This is a genomic window from Aciduliprofundum boonei T469, assembly GCF_000025665.1.
Lineage (GTDB): Archaea > Thermoplasmatota > Thermoplasmata > Thermoplasmatales > Aciduliprofundaceae > Aciduliprofundum > Aciduliprofundum boonei.
In genome coordinates, this window is sequence record NC_013926.1 from 558,617 (window position 1) to 576,545 (window position 17,929).

23 protein-coding genes are annotated in these 17,929 nt (G+C 38.8%); 8 read left to right on the forward strand and 15 right to left on the reverse strand.

Annotated elements, in window-relative coordinates:
* Positions 1 to 3: 3 nt before the first annotated feature.
* Entirely contained in the window at positions 4 to 1,137 is a 1,134-nt protein-coding gene (locus tag ABOO_RS02900; RefSeq protein WP_012997176.1) for a metal-dependent hydrolase, read from the forward strand.
* A 10-nt stretch (positions 1,138 to 1,147) separates the two neighbouring features.
* On the opposite strand, the gene ABOO_RS02905 is transcribed toward ABOO_RS02900, so the two are convergent.
* Genes ABOO_RS02905 through ABOO_RS02920 form a run of 4 tightly spaced genes read right to left on the reverse strand, consistent with a single transcriptional unit; the run spans position 1,148 to position 5,049 of the window.
* Positions 1,148 to 2,335, reverse strand: coding sequence for an NAD(P)/FAD-dependent oxidoreductase (locus tag ABOO_RS02905; protein WP_008082534.1), 1,188 nt, complete (start codon positions 2,333 to 2,335; stop codon positions 1,148 to 1,150).
* Entirely contained in the window at positions 2,332 to 2,520 is a 189-nt protein-coding gene (locus ABOO_RS02910; RefSeq protein WP_008082574.1) for a DUF362 domain-containing protein, read from the reverse strand. Before ABOO_RS02910 ends, ABOO_RS02905 begins: the two co-directional genes overlap by 4 nt.
* Positions 2,517 to 4,058: a tetraether lipid synthase Tes gene (gene tes, locus ABOO_RS02915; protein WP_008082065.1), complete on the reverse strand. Its 1,542-nt coding sequence runs from the start codon at positions 4,056 to 4,058 to the stop codon at positions 2,517 to 2,519. Before tes ends, ABOO_RS02910 begins: the two co-directional genes overlap by 4 nt.
* Before the next feature lie 58 nt (positions 4,059 to 4,116).
* Positions 4,117 to 5,049, reverse strand: coding sequence for a hypothetical protein (locus ABOO_RS02920; RefSeq protein ID WP_008082337.1), 933 nt, complete (start codon positions 5,047 to 5,049; stop codon positions 4,117 to 4,119).
* 128 nt (positions 5,050 to 5,177) lie between these two features.
* Here ABOO_RS02920 and ABOO_RS02925 point away from each other — a divergent pair, with 128 nt between their 5' ends.
* Positions 5,178 to 6,380, forward strand: coding sequence for a hypothetical protein (locus ABOO_RS02925; RefSeq protein WP_012997177.1), 1,203 nt, complete (start codon positions 5,178 to 5,180; stop codon positions 6,378 to 6,380).
* Between the two features lie 4 nt (positions 6,381 to 6,384).
* Here ABOO_RS02925 and ABOO_RS02930 read toward each other — a convergent pair whose 3' ends face one another.
* From ABOO_RS02930 to ABOO_RS02940, 3 genes are read right to left on the reverse strand one after another with little or no spacing between them, the layout of a single operon-like run.
* The gene (locus ABOO_RS02930; protein WP_008082562.1) at positions 6,385 to 6,897 is read right to left on the reverse strand and encodes a winged helix-turn-helix transcriptional regulator; all 513 of its coding nucleotides are present in this window, start codon (positions 6,895 to 6,897) and stop codon (positions 6,385 to 6,387) included.
* A 4-nt stretch (positions 6,898 to 6,901) separates the two neighbouring features.
* The gene (locus ABOO_RS02935; protein ID WP_012997178.1) at positions 6,902 to 7,168 is read right to left on the reverse strand and encodes a hypothetical protein; all 267 of its coding nucleotides are present in this window, start codon (positions 7,166 to 7,168) and stop codon (positions 6,902 to 6,904) included.
* Between the two features lie 35 nt (positions 7,169 to 7,203).
* Positions 7,204 to 8,358, reverse strand: a complete 1,155-nt coding sequence (locus tag ABOO_RS02940) for a pyridoxal phosphate-dependent aminotransferase (protein ID WP_236614083.1) — start codon at positions 8,356 to 8,358, stop codon at positions 7,204 to 7,206.
* An 88-nt stretch (positions 8,359 to 8,446) separates the two neighbouring features.
* On the opposite strand from ABOO_RS02940, the gene ABOO_RS02945 reads away from it, so the two are divergent.
* The gene (locus ABOO_RS02945) at positions 8,447 to 9,346 is read left to right on the forward strand and encodes a zinc ribbon domain-containing protein (protein WP_008082622.1); all 900 of its coding nucleotides are present in this window, start codon (positions 8,447 to 8,449) and stop codon (positions 9,344 to 9,346) included.
* 4 nt (positions 9,347 to 9,350) lie between these two features.
* A complete protein-coding gene (locus ABOO_RS02950) occupies positions 9,351 to 9,797 on the forward strand; it encodes a TIGR00304 family membrane protein (RefSeq protein WP_008082327.1) in 447 nt (148 codons plus the stop codon).
* On the opposite strand, the gene ABOO_RS02955 is transcribed toward ABOO_RS02950, so the two are convergent.
* From ABOO_RS02955 to ABOO_RS02975, 5 genes are all read right to left on the reverse strand, one after another.
* Positions 9,788 to 10,636, reverse strand: coding sequence for a coiled-coil protein (locus ABOO_RS02955; protein ID WP_008082164.1), 849 nt, complete (start codon positions 10,634 to 10,636; stop codon positions 9,788 to 9,790). The genes ABOO_RS02950 and ABOO_RS02955 overlap by 10 nt on opposite strands.
* Positions 10,637 to 10,647: 11 nt before the next feature.
* Complete coding sequence (ftsZ, locus tag ABOO_RS02960) at positions 10,648 to 11,754, reverse strand: cell division protein FtsZ (protein ID WP_008082455.1); 1,107 nt, start codon at positions 11,752 to 11,754, stop codon at positions 10,648 to 10,650.
* 64 nt (positions 11,755 to 11,818) lie between these two features.
* Entirely contained in the window at positions 11,819 to 12,370 is a 552-nt protein-coding gene (locus ABOO_RS02965) for a glucose-6-phosphate isomerase (RefSeq protein ID WP_008082609.1), read from the reverse strand.
* A 54-nt stretch (positions 12,371 to 12,424) separates the two neighbouring features.
* Positions 12,425 to 13,201: a diphthine synthase gene (gene dph5, locus ABOO_RS02970; RefSeq protein ID WP_008082642.1), complete on the reverse strand. Its 777-nt coding sequence runs from the start codon at positions 13,199 to 13,201 to the stop codon at positions 12,425 to 12,427.
* A 109-nt stretch (positions 13,202 to 13,310) separates the two neighbouring features.
* A complete protein-coding gene (locus ABOO_RS02975) occupies positions 13,311 to 13,574 on the reverse strand; it encodes a hypothetical protein (protein WP_008081922.1) in 264 nt (87 codons plus the stop codon).
* Between the two features lie 133 nt (positions 13,575 to 13,707).
* Here ABOO_RS02975 and ABOO_RS02980 point away from each other — a divergent pair, with 133 nt between their 5' ends.
* A complete protein-coding gene (locus ABOO_RS02980) occupies positions 13,708 to 14,946 on the forward strand; it encodes a hypothetical protein (protein ID WP_008081900.1) in 1,239 nt (412 codons plus the stop codon).
* 2 nt (positions 14,947 to 14,948) lie between these two features.
* Here ABOO_RS02980 and ABOO_RS02985 read toward each other — a convergent pair whose 3' ends face one another.
* Together ABOO_RS02985 and ABOO_RS02990 are read right to left on the reverse strand one after the other, a co-directional pair.
* Positions 14,949 to 15,467: an HAAS signaling domain-containing protein gene (locus ABOO_RS02985; RefSeq protein ID WP_008082082.1), complete on the reverse strand. Its 519-nt coding sequence runs from the start codon at positions 15,465 to 15,467 to the stop codon at positions 14,949 to 14,951.
* The gene (locus ABOO_RS02990) at positions 15,460 to 15,798 is read right to left on the reverse strand and encodes a PadR family transcriptional regulator (protein WP_008082407.1); all 339 of its coding nucleotides are present in this window, start codon (positions 15,796 to 15,798) and stop codon (positions 15,460 to 15,462) included. The genes ABOO_RS02985 and ABOO_RS02990 overlap by 8 nt, the downstream gene beginning before the upstream one ends.
* A gap of 222 nt (positions 15,799 to 16,020) precedes the next feature.
* Between ABOO_RS02990 and ABOO_RS07975 the strand changes: the two genes are divergently transcribed.
* Complete coding sequence (locus ABOO_RS07975) at positions 16,021 to 16,167, forward strand: hypothetical protein (protein ID WP_012997180.1); 147 nt, start codon at positions 16,021 to 16,023, stop codon at positions 16,165 to 16,167.
* On the opposite strand, the gene ABOO_RS02995 is transcribed toward ABOO_RS07975, so the two are convergent.
* Positions 16,164 to 16,568 (reverse strand): OsmC family protein, encoded by a 405-nt coding sequence (locus ABOO_RS02995; RefSeq protein WP_008082397.1) that lies wholly within the window; start codon positions 16,566 to 16,568, stop codon positions 16,164 to 16,166. The two genes, ABOO_RS07975 and ABOO_RS02995, sit on opposite strands and share 4 nt — an antisense overlap.
* A gap of 70 nt (positions 16,569 to 16,638) precedes the next feature.
* Here ABOO_RS02995 and udp point away from each other — a divergent pair, with 70 nt between their 5' ends.
* Positions 16,639 to 17,466, forward strand: a complete 828-nt coding sequence (gene udp, locus ABOO_RS03000; protein WP_008082155.1) for a uridine phosphorylase — start codon at positions 16,639 to 16,641, stop codon at positions 17,464 to 17,466.
* A complete protein-coding gene (locus ABOO_RS03005) occupies positions 17,463 to 17,915 on the forward strand; it encodes a COG2426 family protein (protein ID WP_008082467.1) in 453 nt (150 codons plus the stop codon). The genes udp and ABOO_RS03005 overlap by 4 nt, the downstream gene beginning before the upstream one ends.
* The last annotated feature ends 14 nt before the right edge of the window (positions 17,916 to 17,929 follow it).

The following is a 17,929-nucleotide window of genomic DNA, read 5'->3' on the forward strand; positions in this document are numbered from 1 at the left end:
AAAATGAAGGGATTTGCCCATTTCTTGGCGGGATTAACAACGGCCACCTTCGTGGTAGTTATTGCCAATATGTACTATGGAAACAATGTAATTGCAAATGAGATAGTTGTTCATAAGGCCCTGATAATAATTTTGGGCGGGATATTTGGAATCCTTCCAGATACCATTGATTTTAGATTTGCAAAGTATCTGCAAAAGCATGATTATGAAGTTGATATGGACGAATGGAATTTAGATCCTCAACTTGTGGCCACAACTCTAGCAAAGGCTATTGATCAGGCGAACGAAGAGAATAGGGAAGTTAATGTTATGCTTCATACAATAAAGATATCTTCAGATCAATGGCGTCAATATACTGTTCATTTTGATACGGAGAATAAGAAGGTTATATGTGATATTGGTCCCATAATATCTGGATTTGAAAAGAGACCTTACATAACCTCCTATCTTCCTCCAGAAAAAGCTCATGCCGAGGCAAGTTTTAAAGCAGATTTAGATTACAATTATGATGCAGTTACCCATGTGGACATTCTTTCGGGACCAGATTTCTCGTTCTTTCCAGAGGGAAATAATAGGGTGCGGGCAGATTTCATACCTTGGCATAGGCGGTGGGCACATAGCATTACCCTTGGTATAATGTTTGCACCCATTGGGTTCATGCTCTATGGTTTTACGCCTATGGGATGGACAGCGTTTTGGATAATTATGCTGGGATTCTGGTCCCACATACTAACTGACCACTTTGGTCTGATGGGAAGTAACATGTTTCCGCCATTTACCACAAAGCGTATTCCCGGATTCAAGGTCACAAGAAGTATGAGTACATTAGCTAATGTGTATACAAACTACTTGGATATTTTGCTTATAATATTCAATGTAAACGCCCTCAATTATGCGTTATCCGGCAAAGATTATCTCTCGATGCCATGGTTATCATATTTTGGTGAAAATCTTAGCTATTTAGAGTGGTACCTCATTGGAATAATGAACTACTTGGTTTATTACATAATTCCACCGATTCTTGTATCTTATCTCATAGTATCTTGGCTCAGAAAACGCAAAGGAGTCAGAGAATTAACTGAGAAAGAAGCGAGAAGTGCAGAGCAGTTGGAGGAATTGGGCGGAGCAAACGTGTAAAAAGAGAGAATTATAGAAGGTCTTCAAACTCTTCAATAAGCTCTGGATATTTCTTCTGTACAGCTTCGAGTATGGCCCTTACTGATATTTCGCTAATATCTTCTTTTGAAACAACATCCATGAGCTTATTTAATGTATCATCGCTTAGCTCTGCAAGCTTCTCTTTAACGAACCAATTGCGTAGATGTTTCTTTTCCCATCTCTCCTTCACTTTGTTCTGATACTCTTCTAAGCACTCTTTGCTAGGATTGTTTATGCACTTGGCGGCTATCTCCCCAGCATATTTGCCGGATATACAGGCATTTGCTATACCTCCTCCTGTTATCGGATCTATTAGCCTAGCCGCATCTCCAACGAGCATTATACCGTTATCCACTATTCTCTTAGGCACAGGGCAAGTGGATACTGCGCCCGTAACTATCTGTATTATGCTCCCTTTATTGAGGTACTCATGCTTTTCTATGAAATCATCCATGTACTTCTTCACCTCTCCCTTGCTTTTTAACTTGTTTAAAGCCACACCGATGCCTACATTTGCCTCCTTTCTTCCCTTGGGGAAAATCCAGACATAGCCACCGGGGGCGCAAGAGCCGATGAAGAAATGGGTAAAATTCTCTTCAATGTCTATATTCGTCATCCTGTACTGGATGCAAGAGACTATATCCCTTTCCCTCAGCACAGTGTTTAATCCTGCCCATCTAGCAACTTGAGATTCGAAGCCATCGGCACCAATAACTATTTTTGCACGAACCTCAACTTTCTCACCGAATCTTCTCACAATCGCTCCACGAACATAGCCATCTTCTTTTATTATCTCCACCGCGGGGCTCTTTAGCCAGATTTCTGCTCCTTCCTGCGCTGCCAAGGATGCGAGGTACTTATCAAAGTACTCACGATTCAAAACGAATCCAACTTCGTTTCCAGCCTGCTCGGCAGATAGTTTTATTACACTCTTTTCATCGGGTGAATATATTTTTGCACCGTCTATTTCAGCATCTATCCATTTTTCTTGTGGTTCAATTTCAACCTCGTCCATCCATGCTCTCGATATACCTTCGGCGCAGCGCACGGGCACTCCTATCTCCGGTCTTTTCTCTATTAACAATACTTTGAGTCCATGGCGAGCTGCGTACCTAGCAGCCATGCTTCCCCCAGGACCGGCCCCTATCACCAAGACATCATACTCGTATCTCTTCATTCTGACCACCAATCCGCAGAGATGGCTCCCACTGGGCAGGCACGAATGCAGAACCCACATTTTATGCATTTATCTTCGTCTATTCTAACTATCGTTTCGTCAAGGAACATACAGTTCACTGGACATGAACCAACGCAGGCACCACAGTAATTGCATATTGCTGGATCAACATTCATCATGTTCATCCCTCTACGCCCACCACATTGCCATGTCTCTTTCTATATTCTTCGAGGCTAATTGAATACTTCTTCTCTATTTTCGTTCTGAATGTAGGCCCTGTGTTGTATGAGCAGAATGGTATTATGCTTGGATCTGGAGTTACATAGTGTATAACGCATCTGATTGTGCGCATTATATCGTAATTGTAAGCGTCCTGGAAGTGCATAGCCCCTATGAACATAGAATCCCAGTGCAATTTACCAAGTGAATCCTTGGTTCCCTGTTCAAACACTCCAACTATCTCTTTCAATTTGAAGCCTGTTGGGGCGTATTCCTTATCGTAATGCTTCTTTAGAATCTTGTAGAGAGTTAAAATGCTTCCGAGTTTGCTCTTCTTTTCAAATTTCTCCTCAAATGTAAGTGGTGCGAGATCCTCAATCAATCCCGGTATGTCTATGAACCTTGTTATAGGTATGTTTTTCTTCTTCTGGTAATCGTGGAATATGTATGTGGCAGCACCGCATGCTGGATGTGTGGTGAATGCTGGTTTTGGTTCTTTAAATATTTGCGATGCAATTTCTGAGAACAGAGCAGCAACTGGTATGGGGAAGAAATCCTGTTTCTCTATGAAATCTGTCTGCTCATGCAAATCCCTGATTAAATCTCCCGTTGTATAGCGCATCTTTAATAATTCTCCCTGAGGTATCCTTCCGGATAGGGATACTGGCTGGAAATTCACAGCACGAATAACATCCAAATTTTGTAAACCAAATTCCACAATCTTTCCCACTTCATCATCGTTTACACCCTTAACCACGGTAGGCACAAGTACAGTAGCCAAGGGCTTAGGTTTAACCTTGCGCAAATTCTCTATGGCTTTCATCTTCGTAGGTAGGAGATTCACGCCTCTGGCAGTGATATATGTGCTTTCTTTGAAACCATCAAATTGCAAATAAACGGTATGCATTCCAGCATCGGCCATCTTCTGAGCGAAATCTTTCTGATTTGCTATTAGAATTCCATTAGTTGCAACTTGAATTTGTGCGAATCCTAACTCTTTCGCTTTGCGGATAACATCGAAAAAGCGAGGGTATATTGTTGGTTCTCCACCCGCGAATTGTATGGCTGGTGTGGGTACAGGTCTCTCCTCACGCAAGAATTTCATCATCTTTACTACTGTATCAAAATCTGGTTCGTAAACATAGCCAGCTGCGTTTGCATTGGCAAAGCAAATTGGGCATCTAAGATTACATCTATTTGTCAAATCTAAATTTGCGAGAGCAGTATAAGAGTAATGTTTATCAGCATATCCGTTTAGAATTTTTGGGTATTCGGGACCAATACCATCCAATATCGTACCCCATTTTTCCATCCAGTACCAAACTTCTGCATCTCCGTAGTAGATATCTTTGAACTCTCCGTGCTCAGGGCAAGTTTTCTTGTACCAAATTTTTCCATTTTCCTCGTATATTGTTGCAGGTATTACTTTACCGCAAACAGGGCATATACTCTTCGTCTCTTTGGGCAACCCTTTTTTTAATTTTGAAGGTTGTATCACATACATAATGATCCCCGCATAGATAGATGGAGCATATATTTTAAAAATTTTGTAGTTTTTAGAGCTACAAACGAAATCTTCTTATCAATGGGGCGGAGAAGAGTATTGCGGCAGCTATGATTATTCCAATACCGAGGGACAATGCGTGGTCAATGGCATAATTTATTACATTTTGCACGCCCTGTACAACTGGATTTGAATTTGTAATTGGTATCGGGAGATAGATGTATGGATCCTGTATAATTGAACCGTTGGTGTTTTTAAATGAGAAGTAAAGAGATAGTTGAGAACCATCGTATTTATAAAATGTCCTTATATCATTTTGGTAATCCCACATGTATTTGAGAGAGACTTTATTATGACCGAAACCTATCATTCCTTTATGATCTTGTCCAAATCTATGCTCTTTAGCTTCTAAACTCCTATTCATTCTCGTCCAGTGATTGTTCGGATGGTTGCATTCGAAAACATGCGAATTATGGGATAGTAAGTCCCTATAACTCATATGCTCTTCAAGGAGAATGTATACATCTTTAACAGAACTTACTATCTTTGTATCGTATCTAATTGTGCTTCTATTTACATTAAAATCACCTTTTCGGTACGATTTATCTGCAATATAGAAATCTATTGTTATTTTTATTTTTGAATTTCTGTATTTTCCATGATTATGTGTGAATTCTATTGTTTTCCACATGGTTATCTTCGTGTAATTTCCCATAATATTGCTGTATCCACTAATTTTTTTTACTTCCATATTTTTTATACTCTCTCCTTTGAGTCCTTGAAGTTTGGAAATTTGTGGTCCTCCCACCAGATATATTTTGCTGAATTGCAGGTAGAAGTAATGTGTGTTATTTATGGATATTCTTACAGTAGCATTTTTCCCATCAAAAACTATGCTAACTGGAGACTGTGGGGTGGCAGCATGAGAACTGATGGTGAAGGATGAGAGAATTACGAAGATAACGGCGATTAGAGATAATAATCTTTTCACAATATAATGAGATAAAACCTTTGTTTAAATGGATTTTGGTACAATTTTCGAATCTTCGAAAAATGTACTAATGTTCGAATATTGTACCACAAATCGCTTATATACATCCAAGAATGAGCTATTTGGTGATGAAAATGAAGAGGGTATGGATATTATTACTGGCAATTCTTCTAGCTGTACCAGCTACGGCTAGTATTGCATCTGCCAGTGGGCATCAGCATGGGCATTCAGGATACCTTGGATACTTTGAGTACAGCAACGGAGAGGTTAAAGGCAAATTTGTAAATTTTCAAGTAAATTCCAAAAGTGGAGTAATTGAAAATTACACGGTGGGTAATACAACTATTTTTGAGAAGATATCCTATGAGAACAATACTATAGGACATATCAGAGTATCAGGAGCCAGATTTTTCTATTATGGAGTTGCATCTCCTTTTGGATGGAACAATACTCATAAAATGGGTTATATGTGGAGAGTAATAATGGTTCACGATAATCCTGTGGGCGTACTTCACATAGTAACTCATGGTCAAGATGTTATAAAATACCATCTTGCACAGGGGATAAATGCAACTCTTTCCAATAGCACTGTAGTTTTGAGTGGAAAAGTATCCGCTTATCTGTTTATTTCAAATGCTCTGCCAACCATCCAAAATAATACAATTTACATAAAAACAAGGAACAATGCGACTGCAAGTGTGATATTTATTGATGAGGTTAATCTAAATATCCCGAAGAAAATAAAAAATATGGAAATAAAGAGCTTGCAAAAACACAAGCTTGGTGGTGAGATGTACATAGGTCCTAAAGGAACGGATTTTGTAAATTATACCTACGGAATGAATGCAAAGCTAACTATGAAGGAAAAGAACCATCTGCAGATACAAGTGTCTGCCCAGGGAGTGAAGGGTGGGAGAATCATGTTGATTAATGTGAATCGTACAATGCTAAATTACAACTCTTCTATGCGCTTAATTGTAAAATTCGATGGCAAAGAGATAAACAAGACGAGCATGAATAACCTAATAAATTGTAGCAGTTCACAAGCGATGTACGCTGTTTACAACAATAATGATACTGTGAGTATTGCTATATATATACCACATTTCTCTGAGCATGTGATAGATGTGGAGAGCGAAGCTAGTTCTAGTGGAACCAGTAGCGGAGGAAGTTCAGCCAGTGGTGGGACATCCAATGCAGAGAGTTCAAATGAGAACACAAAATCATCTGAAGGAATGCCCTCCCCAATGTTGTGGGGAATAGTGGCAGCGATAATAGTTATTATCATTGTTGCAGGAGTGGCAGTTGCTAAAAAATCAAAATCTAACTGAAATATTATATCTTTTCTTCCCATATTTTTGCAAAATTATCAACTAAAGAATCTAAGAAGGATTTTCTATGCTTAATTATTGTATATGCCACAATTTTTGGCTCTATAACAGAATAATAATTCTCTCTACCTGCTATTTCCTTTTTTAAAATCCCATTTTTAACAAGTTTGTTCAGATAATAGGACACTGTGGAAGGGCTAAGATTTATATACTCTACAATTTTTTTGTGATTAACTCTCTCATTATCTAAAATAAAGAGCACTATCTTCCTTGATACATTATTTCTAAGCAATCCTAAAATTTTTCTCTCTTTGGAGGACATTACAGTATTTGCAAAGAATCTTCTGTATCTCCCATCCTCTTTAGCAATTATTATTCCATCTTTAATCATAACATTGAGGTGGTATTCAAGCATACCGGTAGGCATTTTTAATCTTCTCTGCAATTCTCTAAAATGCAATCCTGGATTCATCACAATTTCCTCGTAAATTTTCTTTCTTGATTCTATATCCTCCATAATTTCAGCCCCTAAGAGCGAGGGCAAAGTAGAGGGAAATTAGAATTGCAACATCTATGCCGAGGAAAATGGCCAATGTATTTAAATCTAAGGAATAATATACATTTAATTCGTAAATAATCCCTTTTATTAAGAAGAGAAGAAAAACGAAAAATGATATAATTGCAGCTCTTAGTTTATATCTTTTATAGGCCAAAATAGCCACGATTAGAAGAATTAAAGCCACTACAATTAATATTCCAGCAAGCACATCTGAGGCGAATATGACCATATAGGAAAATAGAGGAATAAAATTTAATATTTTTCTCAAAGTGCCTCAATAAACTCTTGTAATCTTTTTATACCTTCTTTCAGATTCTCCATAGATGTGGCGAAGGAGATGCGGAAATAATGCTCTCCATGGGGACCAAATGCAGAGCCGGGAGTTACGGCAACTTGTTTTTGCATCATTAACTCCTCTGCAAATTGCTTGGAAGGAATATCGAAATCGTAGCGAGGGAACATGTAGAAAGTGGCTTTTGGCTTTCTAACATGCAAGCCATCAATCTTTGAAATTTCATCGTATAAGAAATCTCTTCTCCTTCTAAACTCTTCGACCATCTTCCTAACTGCTTCTTTTTCCTTTAGGGCTTGCAAAGCTGCATACTGAGCCATACTTGGGGCACAGGATATGGTATGTTGTTGCATTTTTTCAAGTTGTGGTATGAAGCTATGTGGAGCAATTAGGTATCCAATTCTCCATCCTGTCATAGCATGGCTCTTGGAAAAACCATTCACTATTATTGTGTAATTCAATAAATCCTCAAAGACACCAGGAGAGATGTGCTCACCCTCATATATTATTTTCTCGTAAATTTCATCGCTTATGAGGATCAAATCAAAATCCACAACAACATCTCTAATTGCCTTTAGATCCTCATAATTCAGCACAGCACCTGTTGGATTCGATGGTGAGTTTATTATGAGAACCTTGGTTTTGAAATTTATTTTATTTACTAAATCATCAATATCCATGGTGAAATGTTTCTCTTCAAGGAGGCGTACTCCGACTGGCTTTCCGCGGGCAAAATTCACCATTTCCCTGTATGATACCCATCCAGGGTCTGGAATTAAAACCTCATCTCCAGGATCTATAAAGGTGGATATTGCCATAAATATGCCAAGTTTTGCTGGAGTCACAATCACATTGTTTGCATCTACATTTACTCCATTTTCCTCTCTGTACTTCTCAGCTATTGCTTCTCTCAATTCAGTAATCCCTGTTGGAGGAGTATAATGCGTTTTCCCCTCCCTCATTGCATTATAGGCTGCTTCTATAACGGGTTCAGGCGTGGTAAAATCAGGCTCCCCCACAGCCAAAGAGATTATGTTATAGCCCCTCTCTTTAAATTTATTTGCAAGTTCCACAAGGGAAAGTGTGCTTGAGGGGGACATTTTCTGTATCCGTTTGGAGAATATCATTGAGCCCCTTTATAAATTTCATATATAAAGCACTTTCTACGGTGTATACCTCAAAATGTTTTTATAGGAGTATAGGGATAGGAAAGTAATGGCTGGAGATGCCAATACGACATTCATATTGTTCGTAACATTCATAGTAGTTTTCATAGTTGGGATAGCTGCAGCTTTAATGCTTCTCAAAAAGAGAGCCTCTACGAAGGTGACAAAATTGGGGGAAAGTAGCGTTGAGGATAACGCTTATAATCAAATTCAAATTGTTAAATCAATGACGAGAGTTATGAAGAATAAAGGTTATAATGTTGAGCCTGTGGAGAGTATGATAGCAAAGGCAGAGAGGGCCTATGATTATCAAAGGTATTTGGAGTCGATAGATATAACTAATAATGCAAAGCGCGCCCTTCTTCGTTTAAAAGAGGAAAACAAGATGGAGGATTCTTTAAGTCCTGAAGTGAAAAAGGAGTTAGAGATTATAAAGAAAATTGAGGAAGAGCCGAAAAAAGATGATATTCCCCCTCAAATTAGTGATTTTGTAAAAAAATTGCCTCCAAATTATCTTCAGTCAAAATTTGAGATTGGTGTGGTTGAGGAGAAAATTGTGAAAATGGAAGAAGGGCAGGTGAAGGAGTATGCTAAGCTTTATATGGAGAGGGCAAAAAGGGCTTTTGAGATGGGTGATTACAGCGAAGCTCTAAAGCTTGCGGTTAAGAGTAATAGAATAATCGATACGGGAGAGTTGCCTGAGAATGTGCCATTTAAAGAAGAGCATAAACCACTTGTTGTTGCGCCTTTGATTGAAGAGAAGGAAGAGGAAGAAGAGGAGAAAGAGGAACTACATTGTCCAAATTGCGGTGCTGTGGTTAGGCCGGAGGATAAATACTGCTGGAACTGCGGAGCAAAATTGGTATTCATTTACAAATGCCCAAATTGTGGTGCAGAGGTTAGCAGTGAGGATAAATATTGTAGAAATTGCGGGTACAAGCTGAGGTGACTCTATGCGTCTTTACCATTTATCCCTCTTGCTCATATTTGCAGGCATAGCCCTGCTATTTTACGCTGTTGCAATAGGTGAGGCAAATGCATCTCTTTTCTTGATTTTTCCTGTAATATACGGCTCGGGAGTATATTCTCTATTGGCCATATTCTTAATAATGATAGGAATGATTCTGCTATTCTTTGCACCTCTTCAAAGCGTGAAAGAGAATGTGAATGACTATTACGAGAAAGATTATGATAATTACGATTATGTAAATTACGAAAGTTATAAAGGGACGAAAGATTCGGAAAAGTATAGAGAAAATAAAGCAAGGTATGGTGGAGTTGTGCTGATTGGCCCGATTCCCATCATCTTTGGCTCGGATAAAAATATGGCTAAGATATCGATATTAGCTGCAATTTTGATGCTTGTAGCAATATTTTTAATTTTCCTTCTTTATGGATAGGATATCTTCTTTTTCTTCTTTAAGGCCTCTATGAATTTTTCAACATCTTCATCCTTCATCTCTGTTTTCTCTTTTGCCTCTTTTTCCAAGTTTTCCAGTATTGCTCTCTCCTCATCTCTCTTTTTCCTGTACTCTCCCTTGATCTCAATGATCTTTTTTAGCATCTCTTGAGCTTTCTGGTGATAAGCATCCGCTTTTTCTCTGTATTTTAAGTACTCTTGATGCTTCTCATCCATCTTTTCCGTGAGGTATTTTAATTTCTCTTTTAATTCAAGAACTCTCTTATGATGTTTGTTTTGTTCTTCGTACAAATTTGAAAGCTCCTTTCTCTCTTTTTCCTCTAAAATTTGAAGATTTGCTAATTCACCTTCTAAATCTTTAACCTCACCTAGAACTTGGTTCTTCTTCTCTATCTCCTTCTTTAGCTCCTCTTTTCTGCGGGTTAATGCTCTCAATTTATCTATTAATTTATTCTCATCTCTCAAGCTGTGGGGTCTTACCTGCAGCTCCCTTTCAATTTTCTTTATTTCATCTTCAACTCTAACATACTCTGCTTCTACGGTATTCCCAGAATTTCTGCGCAGTTCTCTCATATATTTTTTAATGGCTAAAATTTTTTCTCTGTATTCATTCTTTCTCTCTTTATGCTCTTTCATAAGGGCAACGATGGAATCTCTTGCATCTCTCTCCCTTTGCAGTTCCTCTTTTATCTTCTTTCTTTCCTCGTTTATCAAATCTCTCTCTTCCCTTGCCTCTCTCGCCAGGGCATTGAACTCATCTCTTCTCTCCTTGTAGAATTGAAATTTTTCTTCTGCACTTTGTAATTCATTCTTTTTCATTTAAATCCTCGTTAGTCAATTACATCGATATCCGCATCCAAGGTCTCTCCTGCCATACTCTTTGCCGCTTTCAAAGATCCGCCCTTCTCAATGAAATAAGGAGATTTCACGCCTGAGAGCACAACAAGAACCTGAACCATATTTTCCATCTCTGGGTCTACGCTTGCACCCCAGATGATCTTTGCCATTGGGTTTATTTTCTTCTGTACGAGGTCAACAGCCATCTGTGCTTCTGTAACACTCATATGCTCATCGCCCACAATTCTTACCAAAGCTCCTGTAGCATCGCTTATGTCTGCATCTATGAGCGGTGAGTTAATTGCCTCATCAACGGCCTCTTTAACTCTATCTTGGGTACTATCGCTCTCTCCTATCCCTACCATTGCAACTCCACCAGAGCCAAGAACTGTGCGAAGATCAGCATAATCCACATTAACCAAACCTGGCTTTGTTAGGATTTCGGTTATGCCCTTAATTGTGATCATTAAAACTGTATCCGCAACCTTGAAAGCTTCATTTAAAGGCAATCTTGGAACGAGTTCTAAGAGCTTATCGTTTGGTATGACTATTGTTGTATCAGAATACCGGCGCAGTCTTTCAAGGCCCCACATTGCATTCTCCATTCTCAATTTACCCTCTGCCTTGAATGGTAAGGTGACTACGGATAGCACTAATGCTCCTGCCTCCTTTGCGAGTTTTGCCACATAGGGAGCACTTCCAGTACCTGTTCCTCCTCCCAGGCCTGCTGTTACAAAAACCATATCTGCACCCTGCAATAATTTTTCAAGTTCTTCATTTGCCTCTCTTGCAGCATCCTCACCTACCAGGGGATTTGAGCCCGCTCCTAAGCCTCGGGTTCTTCTTCTACCAAGTAAAATTTTGCGATTTGCCCTTATGTGTAAAAGATGCTGAGCATCAGTGTTGGCAGCAATTAACTCAGCACCATAAATCCCCTCTTCCATCATCCTGTTTATTGTGTTGCTTCCTCCACCTCCACAACCAATGATCTTTATGTTCACTTTAAGTTTCTCAACAAGCCTCCTCAGTTCTTCATCCTCTGGAGCGGTGTAGTCCACTTCATTTGATGTGCCAGCATTAATATCTTTCAAGAACTTCATAATATCCCATCCCTTGTTCTTTTATAAAGTAAATGTTCCATAATATAAAAGAATTTCTTGGGTGCTATTTCCATCTAGGGTTATCTTTCACGGCATAATTTCCATTCTCTTCAATCACTATCTTTGCAAATCCTTTCTCAGCTATGCTTCCATAATCGTGGCCAGCGTCTCCAGGATAAATTGCCAAAAATACAAAATTCCCATTGCCTGTATTTATACTTCTATGGGCAAAATATGGAGGTACATACACAATTTTTCCTCTCTCCATCTCGATCCATCTAATCTCTTCTCCTTTTTGCATCAAGAGAAGCCCATTTCCTTTTAGTCCTATGTACAATTCTCCCCTGTCCCTCTTCTCGTGATAATGACCCTTTGTCATAAAGTACTCATTTCCCACTTTTCCTGGATGAAGAATTGTAATTGCATAGCTTAATTCTCCCCCGCCCTCGTGAGTAACCGCATAAACTTCATATATGGTTGGGTTTCCATTTTTAATCATCTTCTCCAATGCTTCATTGTCCTGATAGAAATTTAGCATATCACTTGCTCTTCTTATCACATTTTCCGTGTAATTCTCCAAGATTCCCTTCTCCAAGTCAATGTAATTGCTGAGCATAGCACTCTAATGATTGCAGCATATTTATATGTGACGGAATATTGAGAGTTTAAATTATTTATCCAAAATTTCTTCAGGAGCTCCAGCCAATTTCACCAACGCTTCTGCCTCTGCAAAATGAAGCTTGCCAGGGAGAACTAAGGTATGGAGAGGTGAGCCAAAATCCCCGTTAATCATATCACCAAGGTAACCTGCACGGGCTAAACTATTAGGGGCGCCAGCTCTAGCCACAACGGCTATTAGAGTGTTTTTTGAGAATATTTTTTCCCTCTTTTTCTCTTCCATCTCAAGCAGAATTTTCATTGCCTCGTTTGCAGTCATAGGTCTTGGATTTATATCAAGAAGAATTAAAGTGTGCAAGCCCAAATTTTGATTAATTTTTATGAAATCGTAGGCACTTGTGGGGAAATAATTTTCTTGGGGAAAAGGCAAAGAAACAGTTCTTCCAAATTTGTATTGCTGCAGTCCAAGCATTCCTGGGGCGGCTGTGACGATGGATGAGTTGTGCACAATTTTCGTTTTTATTCCTCTTTCTTCTGCCATGACTCTCAATGCCACATGGGTTGTGGCTATCATAGGGTCTCCAGCTACGATAAGGACCACATTTTTACTCTTTGCCTCTTTTAGTATGAGTTTACCATTTTCCACCTCCTCCCGTGATAAAATTTTTATCTCTCTCCCCAATGCTTCTCCTAAATCCTCTGGATTTACTCCAATTAATCGGGAAGTGTAAAACTCTCCAAACACAATATCTGCCTCCTCAATTTCCCTTTTTCCACGAATCGTTAGGTCCTCTGTGTTGTACAACCCTAAGCCAACAAATGTAAGCATGGGGGAGTATCAGGGTATTTATTTAAAAAAGTACTCCTCTTTTTTCAAATGGCAATTCTATGAGAACTATTGCTTTTCGGTTATCAATTTGGCGTTAATCTTCCTATCTTTATATTTTGCTCATAATATCTCTCTTAAACTTCTCATATCTTCTCTCAATTCTAACGCTGCACACTGAAAGGAGGATTATTCCGATAATAATTAGTGTTGCTTTCCAGAGCCATGAAAATTCAAAGTTCACAATGCCCCATATGAGAAGGAGCATTCCTACCACAACTCCCACTATATCCAAACCCCATATTCCATATTTATCGCTTCTGAGCATCTTGGTTGAGGTGAGGTAATCTACTTTGTCTTTAATTTCTCTATCCATGGGTATAATAATGAGTTGAAAGTAAAAAAACTTGCTCTTTTAGAAGGAGTTTTAAACGCACTCAAAAATCAGAAAGCTTTAAATAATATATAGTATTACTATGTATTGTGTTGAACTATATAAGGTGATTAAAATGTGGAAGAAAATTGGGTTGATGGGAATTATTACCCTCCTCTTGGTGGCTGCCTTGGTTCCCATGGTAAGCGCTAAGGGGGAAGCAACGAATATATGGGATAAAATCAGCGTGAAGCAAGGCACCACTAACGCTCTTGGTGGCGGAAGTTATATTTCGATAGGCACAAATAATACTCGGGTGAATGTGATTTATGGAAATGGGGAACATAAAAACTCTGTGAAGATAATAGTTGATACAGTGCGGTATGCAGGGGGACTTAAGATTTACAACAAGGATGGGACGCTCAAAGATAAAAAGATTCTTAGGTACAATGCATTCGTAGGGCAGTCTTTCAATTACATAGCGGAGGTTAGAAATATAAACAATAATAGAAGTGTTATCAAGTATGTTTCTCTAAAAGGTTCTTGGAATATAGAAGGATTTAAAATAACTAATGTATCCTCCAATGAAACAAGGATTGATTTTACCATTTATATGGACAATGTGCCTTATACGAAGGTATTTGATAATGCCAGCGTGGGAGATGGAGTTGTGAATAAAATAGCATTGCACTTCCATATAACAGTGCAGATGGAAAATAAAACTATAAGGGGATTTCCATGGTACAGCTATAGACCTGGAAGAGGGTTATCCCTTGATGGTAGGAAGAATTACACAGGAGAGATAGTGAGTTTTCAGATAAAGTACGACAAGGAAATAGATGGATGGGATTACAATGATAATACATCAAAGATAATAGTGGCAAACAACATATTCTGGGGTATCTCCGGCAATGATAAACTCATACACATAATAGCCAAGAGATATGGGAGCTCAAGGGCAGATGTTGAAAATAGAAGTTATGGAAACAATACTTTGCCACACAGAAGAATGCTTTTCAGGCATGGTGGGAGAATAGTATTCACTGAAGTAGGAGAATGGCAGAGAATAGGGAAATTCCGATGGGAATCAAATGTTACAGTGGATAACCAAACTAGACAGGCCTATTACCAGCTTGTTGGGGGAGAGAGAATGATAAAATGGTATGAGTATAGAGTATTTACACTGACCGTGCTGAATGGTGCATTGATATATCCTGTTGGAAGCAGCATATTCCAGGATCCATCCATAGAGGTTAACGAGTTCTATATATCCTTTGGAAACTTGGTTGTGCCCTCAATGGGTTTGTCCATAATAGGGATAGCGACAGTTGCCATAGCCCTTGTTGCCTTTGCAATTTATAGAATAAAAAAATAATTTTATTTTTTCTTTTTTCCAAAGAGAGGGATTATTAGTATTATTAAAGAAGTTATGCCTTCCGTTAGGAGAGTTCCCTGTTGGAGGGCCACGGAAAATGATGTGGCGTAAATAAGTAGAAATCTAAGTACTGCGGATATTGTGGATGCGGCAAACCCTATTTTAATTCCAAAATTTGATGATATGTAAAATAGAAGTATTGCCAATAATATTAGAAACGCTGGAGCGCCGTAAAATAGGTGCGAGGTGAAAGGGATAACGGAGAGGGTGAAGATGGAAATTATTGCTGGTAGAAGCACAATTAAAAATTTTGCAGAAAGGGAAAATCCATAAAGGTTCTTATACTCCTTCTTTAAATTGCTTGGCTCTGGCATGTCCTTCAAAATATCTTCAATACTCTCTCCATTCTTCAATCTCTCAGAAATTTCTGACTCTAATTCTTTAACAATCTCCTCCCTTCTATCTTTTTCTATTATCCATAATGCTCGGCGAATCCTTTTTAAATATTCATCCTTATTCATCGTTCTCACCAAGGATATTATTCATACTCTCCACCATAACCTTCCAAATTTTCTTTCCCTCTTCATATTTTTTTATCCCCTCATCTGTCAATTTGTAGTATTTCCTCGGTATTCCACTCTCAACGATTTCCCATTCACTCTCAATCAGGCCCCTTGCCTCCATTCTGTGCAAGGCAGGATATAAAGTGCCCTCTTTTATTTTTAAAAATCCATTTGAAAGGGAGTCAAGCTCTTTTATTATCTCCAATCCATATTTTCTACCTCTGGATAATATGCCCAAGATGCTTAGCTCGATAAGTCCTTTTTTTAGTTCCCTTGGCAATTGACTCATTCAAAATGATATCATCTATATTGTATAAAAATTTGATGCAAGGACAAAATTAATTACTTCCTATGCAATATTCTTTTGCCCCTGTGATGAGTTCAGCCTTAGCTGACCTTGATGAGAGACGGGCGGGCTGAGGGGTTTTATAATTTTTGATTTTCAGAATTTAAAATCTTTTGGGATTTTCATAAGGAAGTGTATTTAAGATAAAATTGCAAAGTGAAAAATATGATGGCAGAAACGATGAGTGCGAATATGAGATGCTCTCCGGAGCACAACGAAACTATGCTCACGCTGATGGCAAGGGCCTTTCTCTACGCACAGGGAGATGCCAAGATAGCATTAGCTAGGGCTCTCTTACAACTTATGAATTAATCTTTTATGATGATTTCATAAGTTACCTCGGTTCCTCCTCTTTTTAGTGTTGCGGAAACTGGGCAATAACGATTTTGCGATAGTTCCACTGCTTTTTTTGCCTTCTCGTATTCCACTCCCCAGAATATGTATTTTAGATGCACCTTTGTGTAAACTTTTGGATGCTCTTGAGCCGTCTCACCTTCAATTTCAATCTCAAACTTCTTTGGCTCGTCTCTCATCTTGCGTAAAATTGCAACAACATCCATGCCTGTGCATCCACCTAAGCTCATCAACAGGGCTTCCATAGGTGCTGGACCTTTTTGCTCACCAAGATATGCAGATTCTAAAATTATTGAGTGCTCATCTGTCTCTCCAACAAATCGCATTCCTTCAATATGTCTCATAGTCACCTTTGCCATAGTACCCCATGTGCATATTGATTAAAACCTTTGTTGAAAAATATTTGTAGAGGCAAAACTTATACCAACCATGCATATTTCTTCTGAGAATCCACAGGATGAATATGGGGTGCAGTATCATATTGCATGCAAGCCAGGGGATGTAGCAAGGTATGTTCTTATGCCAGGAGACCCTGCGCGAGTGGATATAATTTCTTCCTATTGGGACGAGAGGAAAGAAATGGCTTACCACCGTGAATTTAAGACACATACAGGAAGATATAAAGGGGTGAGAATATCTGCAACTAGTACTGGTATAGGCTCCCCATCTGCCATAATTGCCTTGGAAGAACTCGCTAGGATTGGAGCGGATACATTTATTCGCGTTGGCTCAACGGGAGCAATACAAGAAAATATTGAAATTGGGGATTTAATTATAAGCACTGCTGCTGTACGCCTTGAAGGCACGAGTAAAGAATATGTGCGCGTGGAATACCCAGCATCTGCCAATTACGAAGTGCTTTTAGCATTGATTGAAGCGGCTGAGAATGAGGGTATCAATTACCATGTGGGTATAACAGCTAGCACAGATTCTTTCTATTTGGGCCAAGGAAGACCTGGATTTAGGGGATATGAGCAATCCTTCTCACAAAGAATTTTGAATGATTTGAGAAGAGCCAATGTACTTAATTTTGAGATGGAAGCGGCTGCAATTTTCACCGTTTCTAATATCTATGGGTTGAGAGCTGGAAGTATCGCAGTTGTATTCGCCAATCGCATCAAGGGGGAGTTTGAAGTTGTATCTCAAGAATCCGTAGCTAAGGTGGCAAATGAGGCAGTTAGAATACTTGCAGATTGGGATGAAGAAAAGGAGAGAAAAAATAAAAAATACATCTATCCTTCGCTGGTGCAAAGATGATTGAATATATATATCTCTTTTTAGTTGCCATGCTTCCCATAGCCGAATTGAGAGGGGCTATACCACTGGGGATATACTGGGGCTTATCACCCATTTTAGTGTTTATTATTGCGATTATAGGAAATATGGTTCCTGTGCCCCTTATCCTGCTGTTTTTGGAGGGAATAGAGAAGTACTTGCGGAGAAGTGAGAAAATGGCAAGGGCTTTAGATTGGATATTTGAAAGGACCTACAAAAAGGCGGATGAAAAGGTGAGACGGTGGGAATACCTTGCCTTGATTTTGTTTGTTGCAATACCCCTTCCTGGCACGGGTGCTTGGACCGGTAGCTTGATTGCCTATCTTTTCAAGTTTGACATAAAAAAATCAATGCTCTCAATCTTCATAGGGGTATTAATTGCAGGATTGATAGTGCTAATAGCTTCCCTAGGATTTCTTAACATTTTTTGAGTTATGGAAATTCG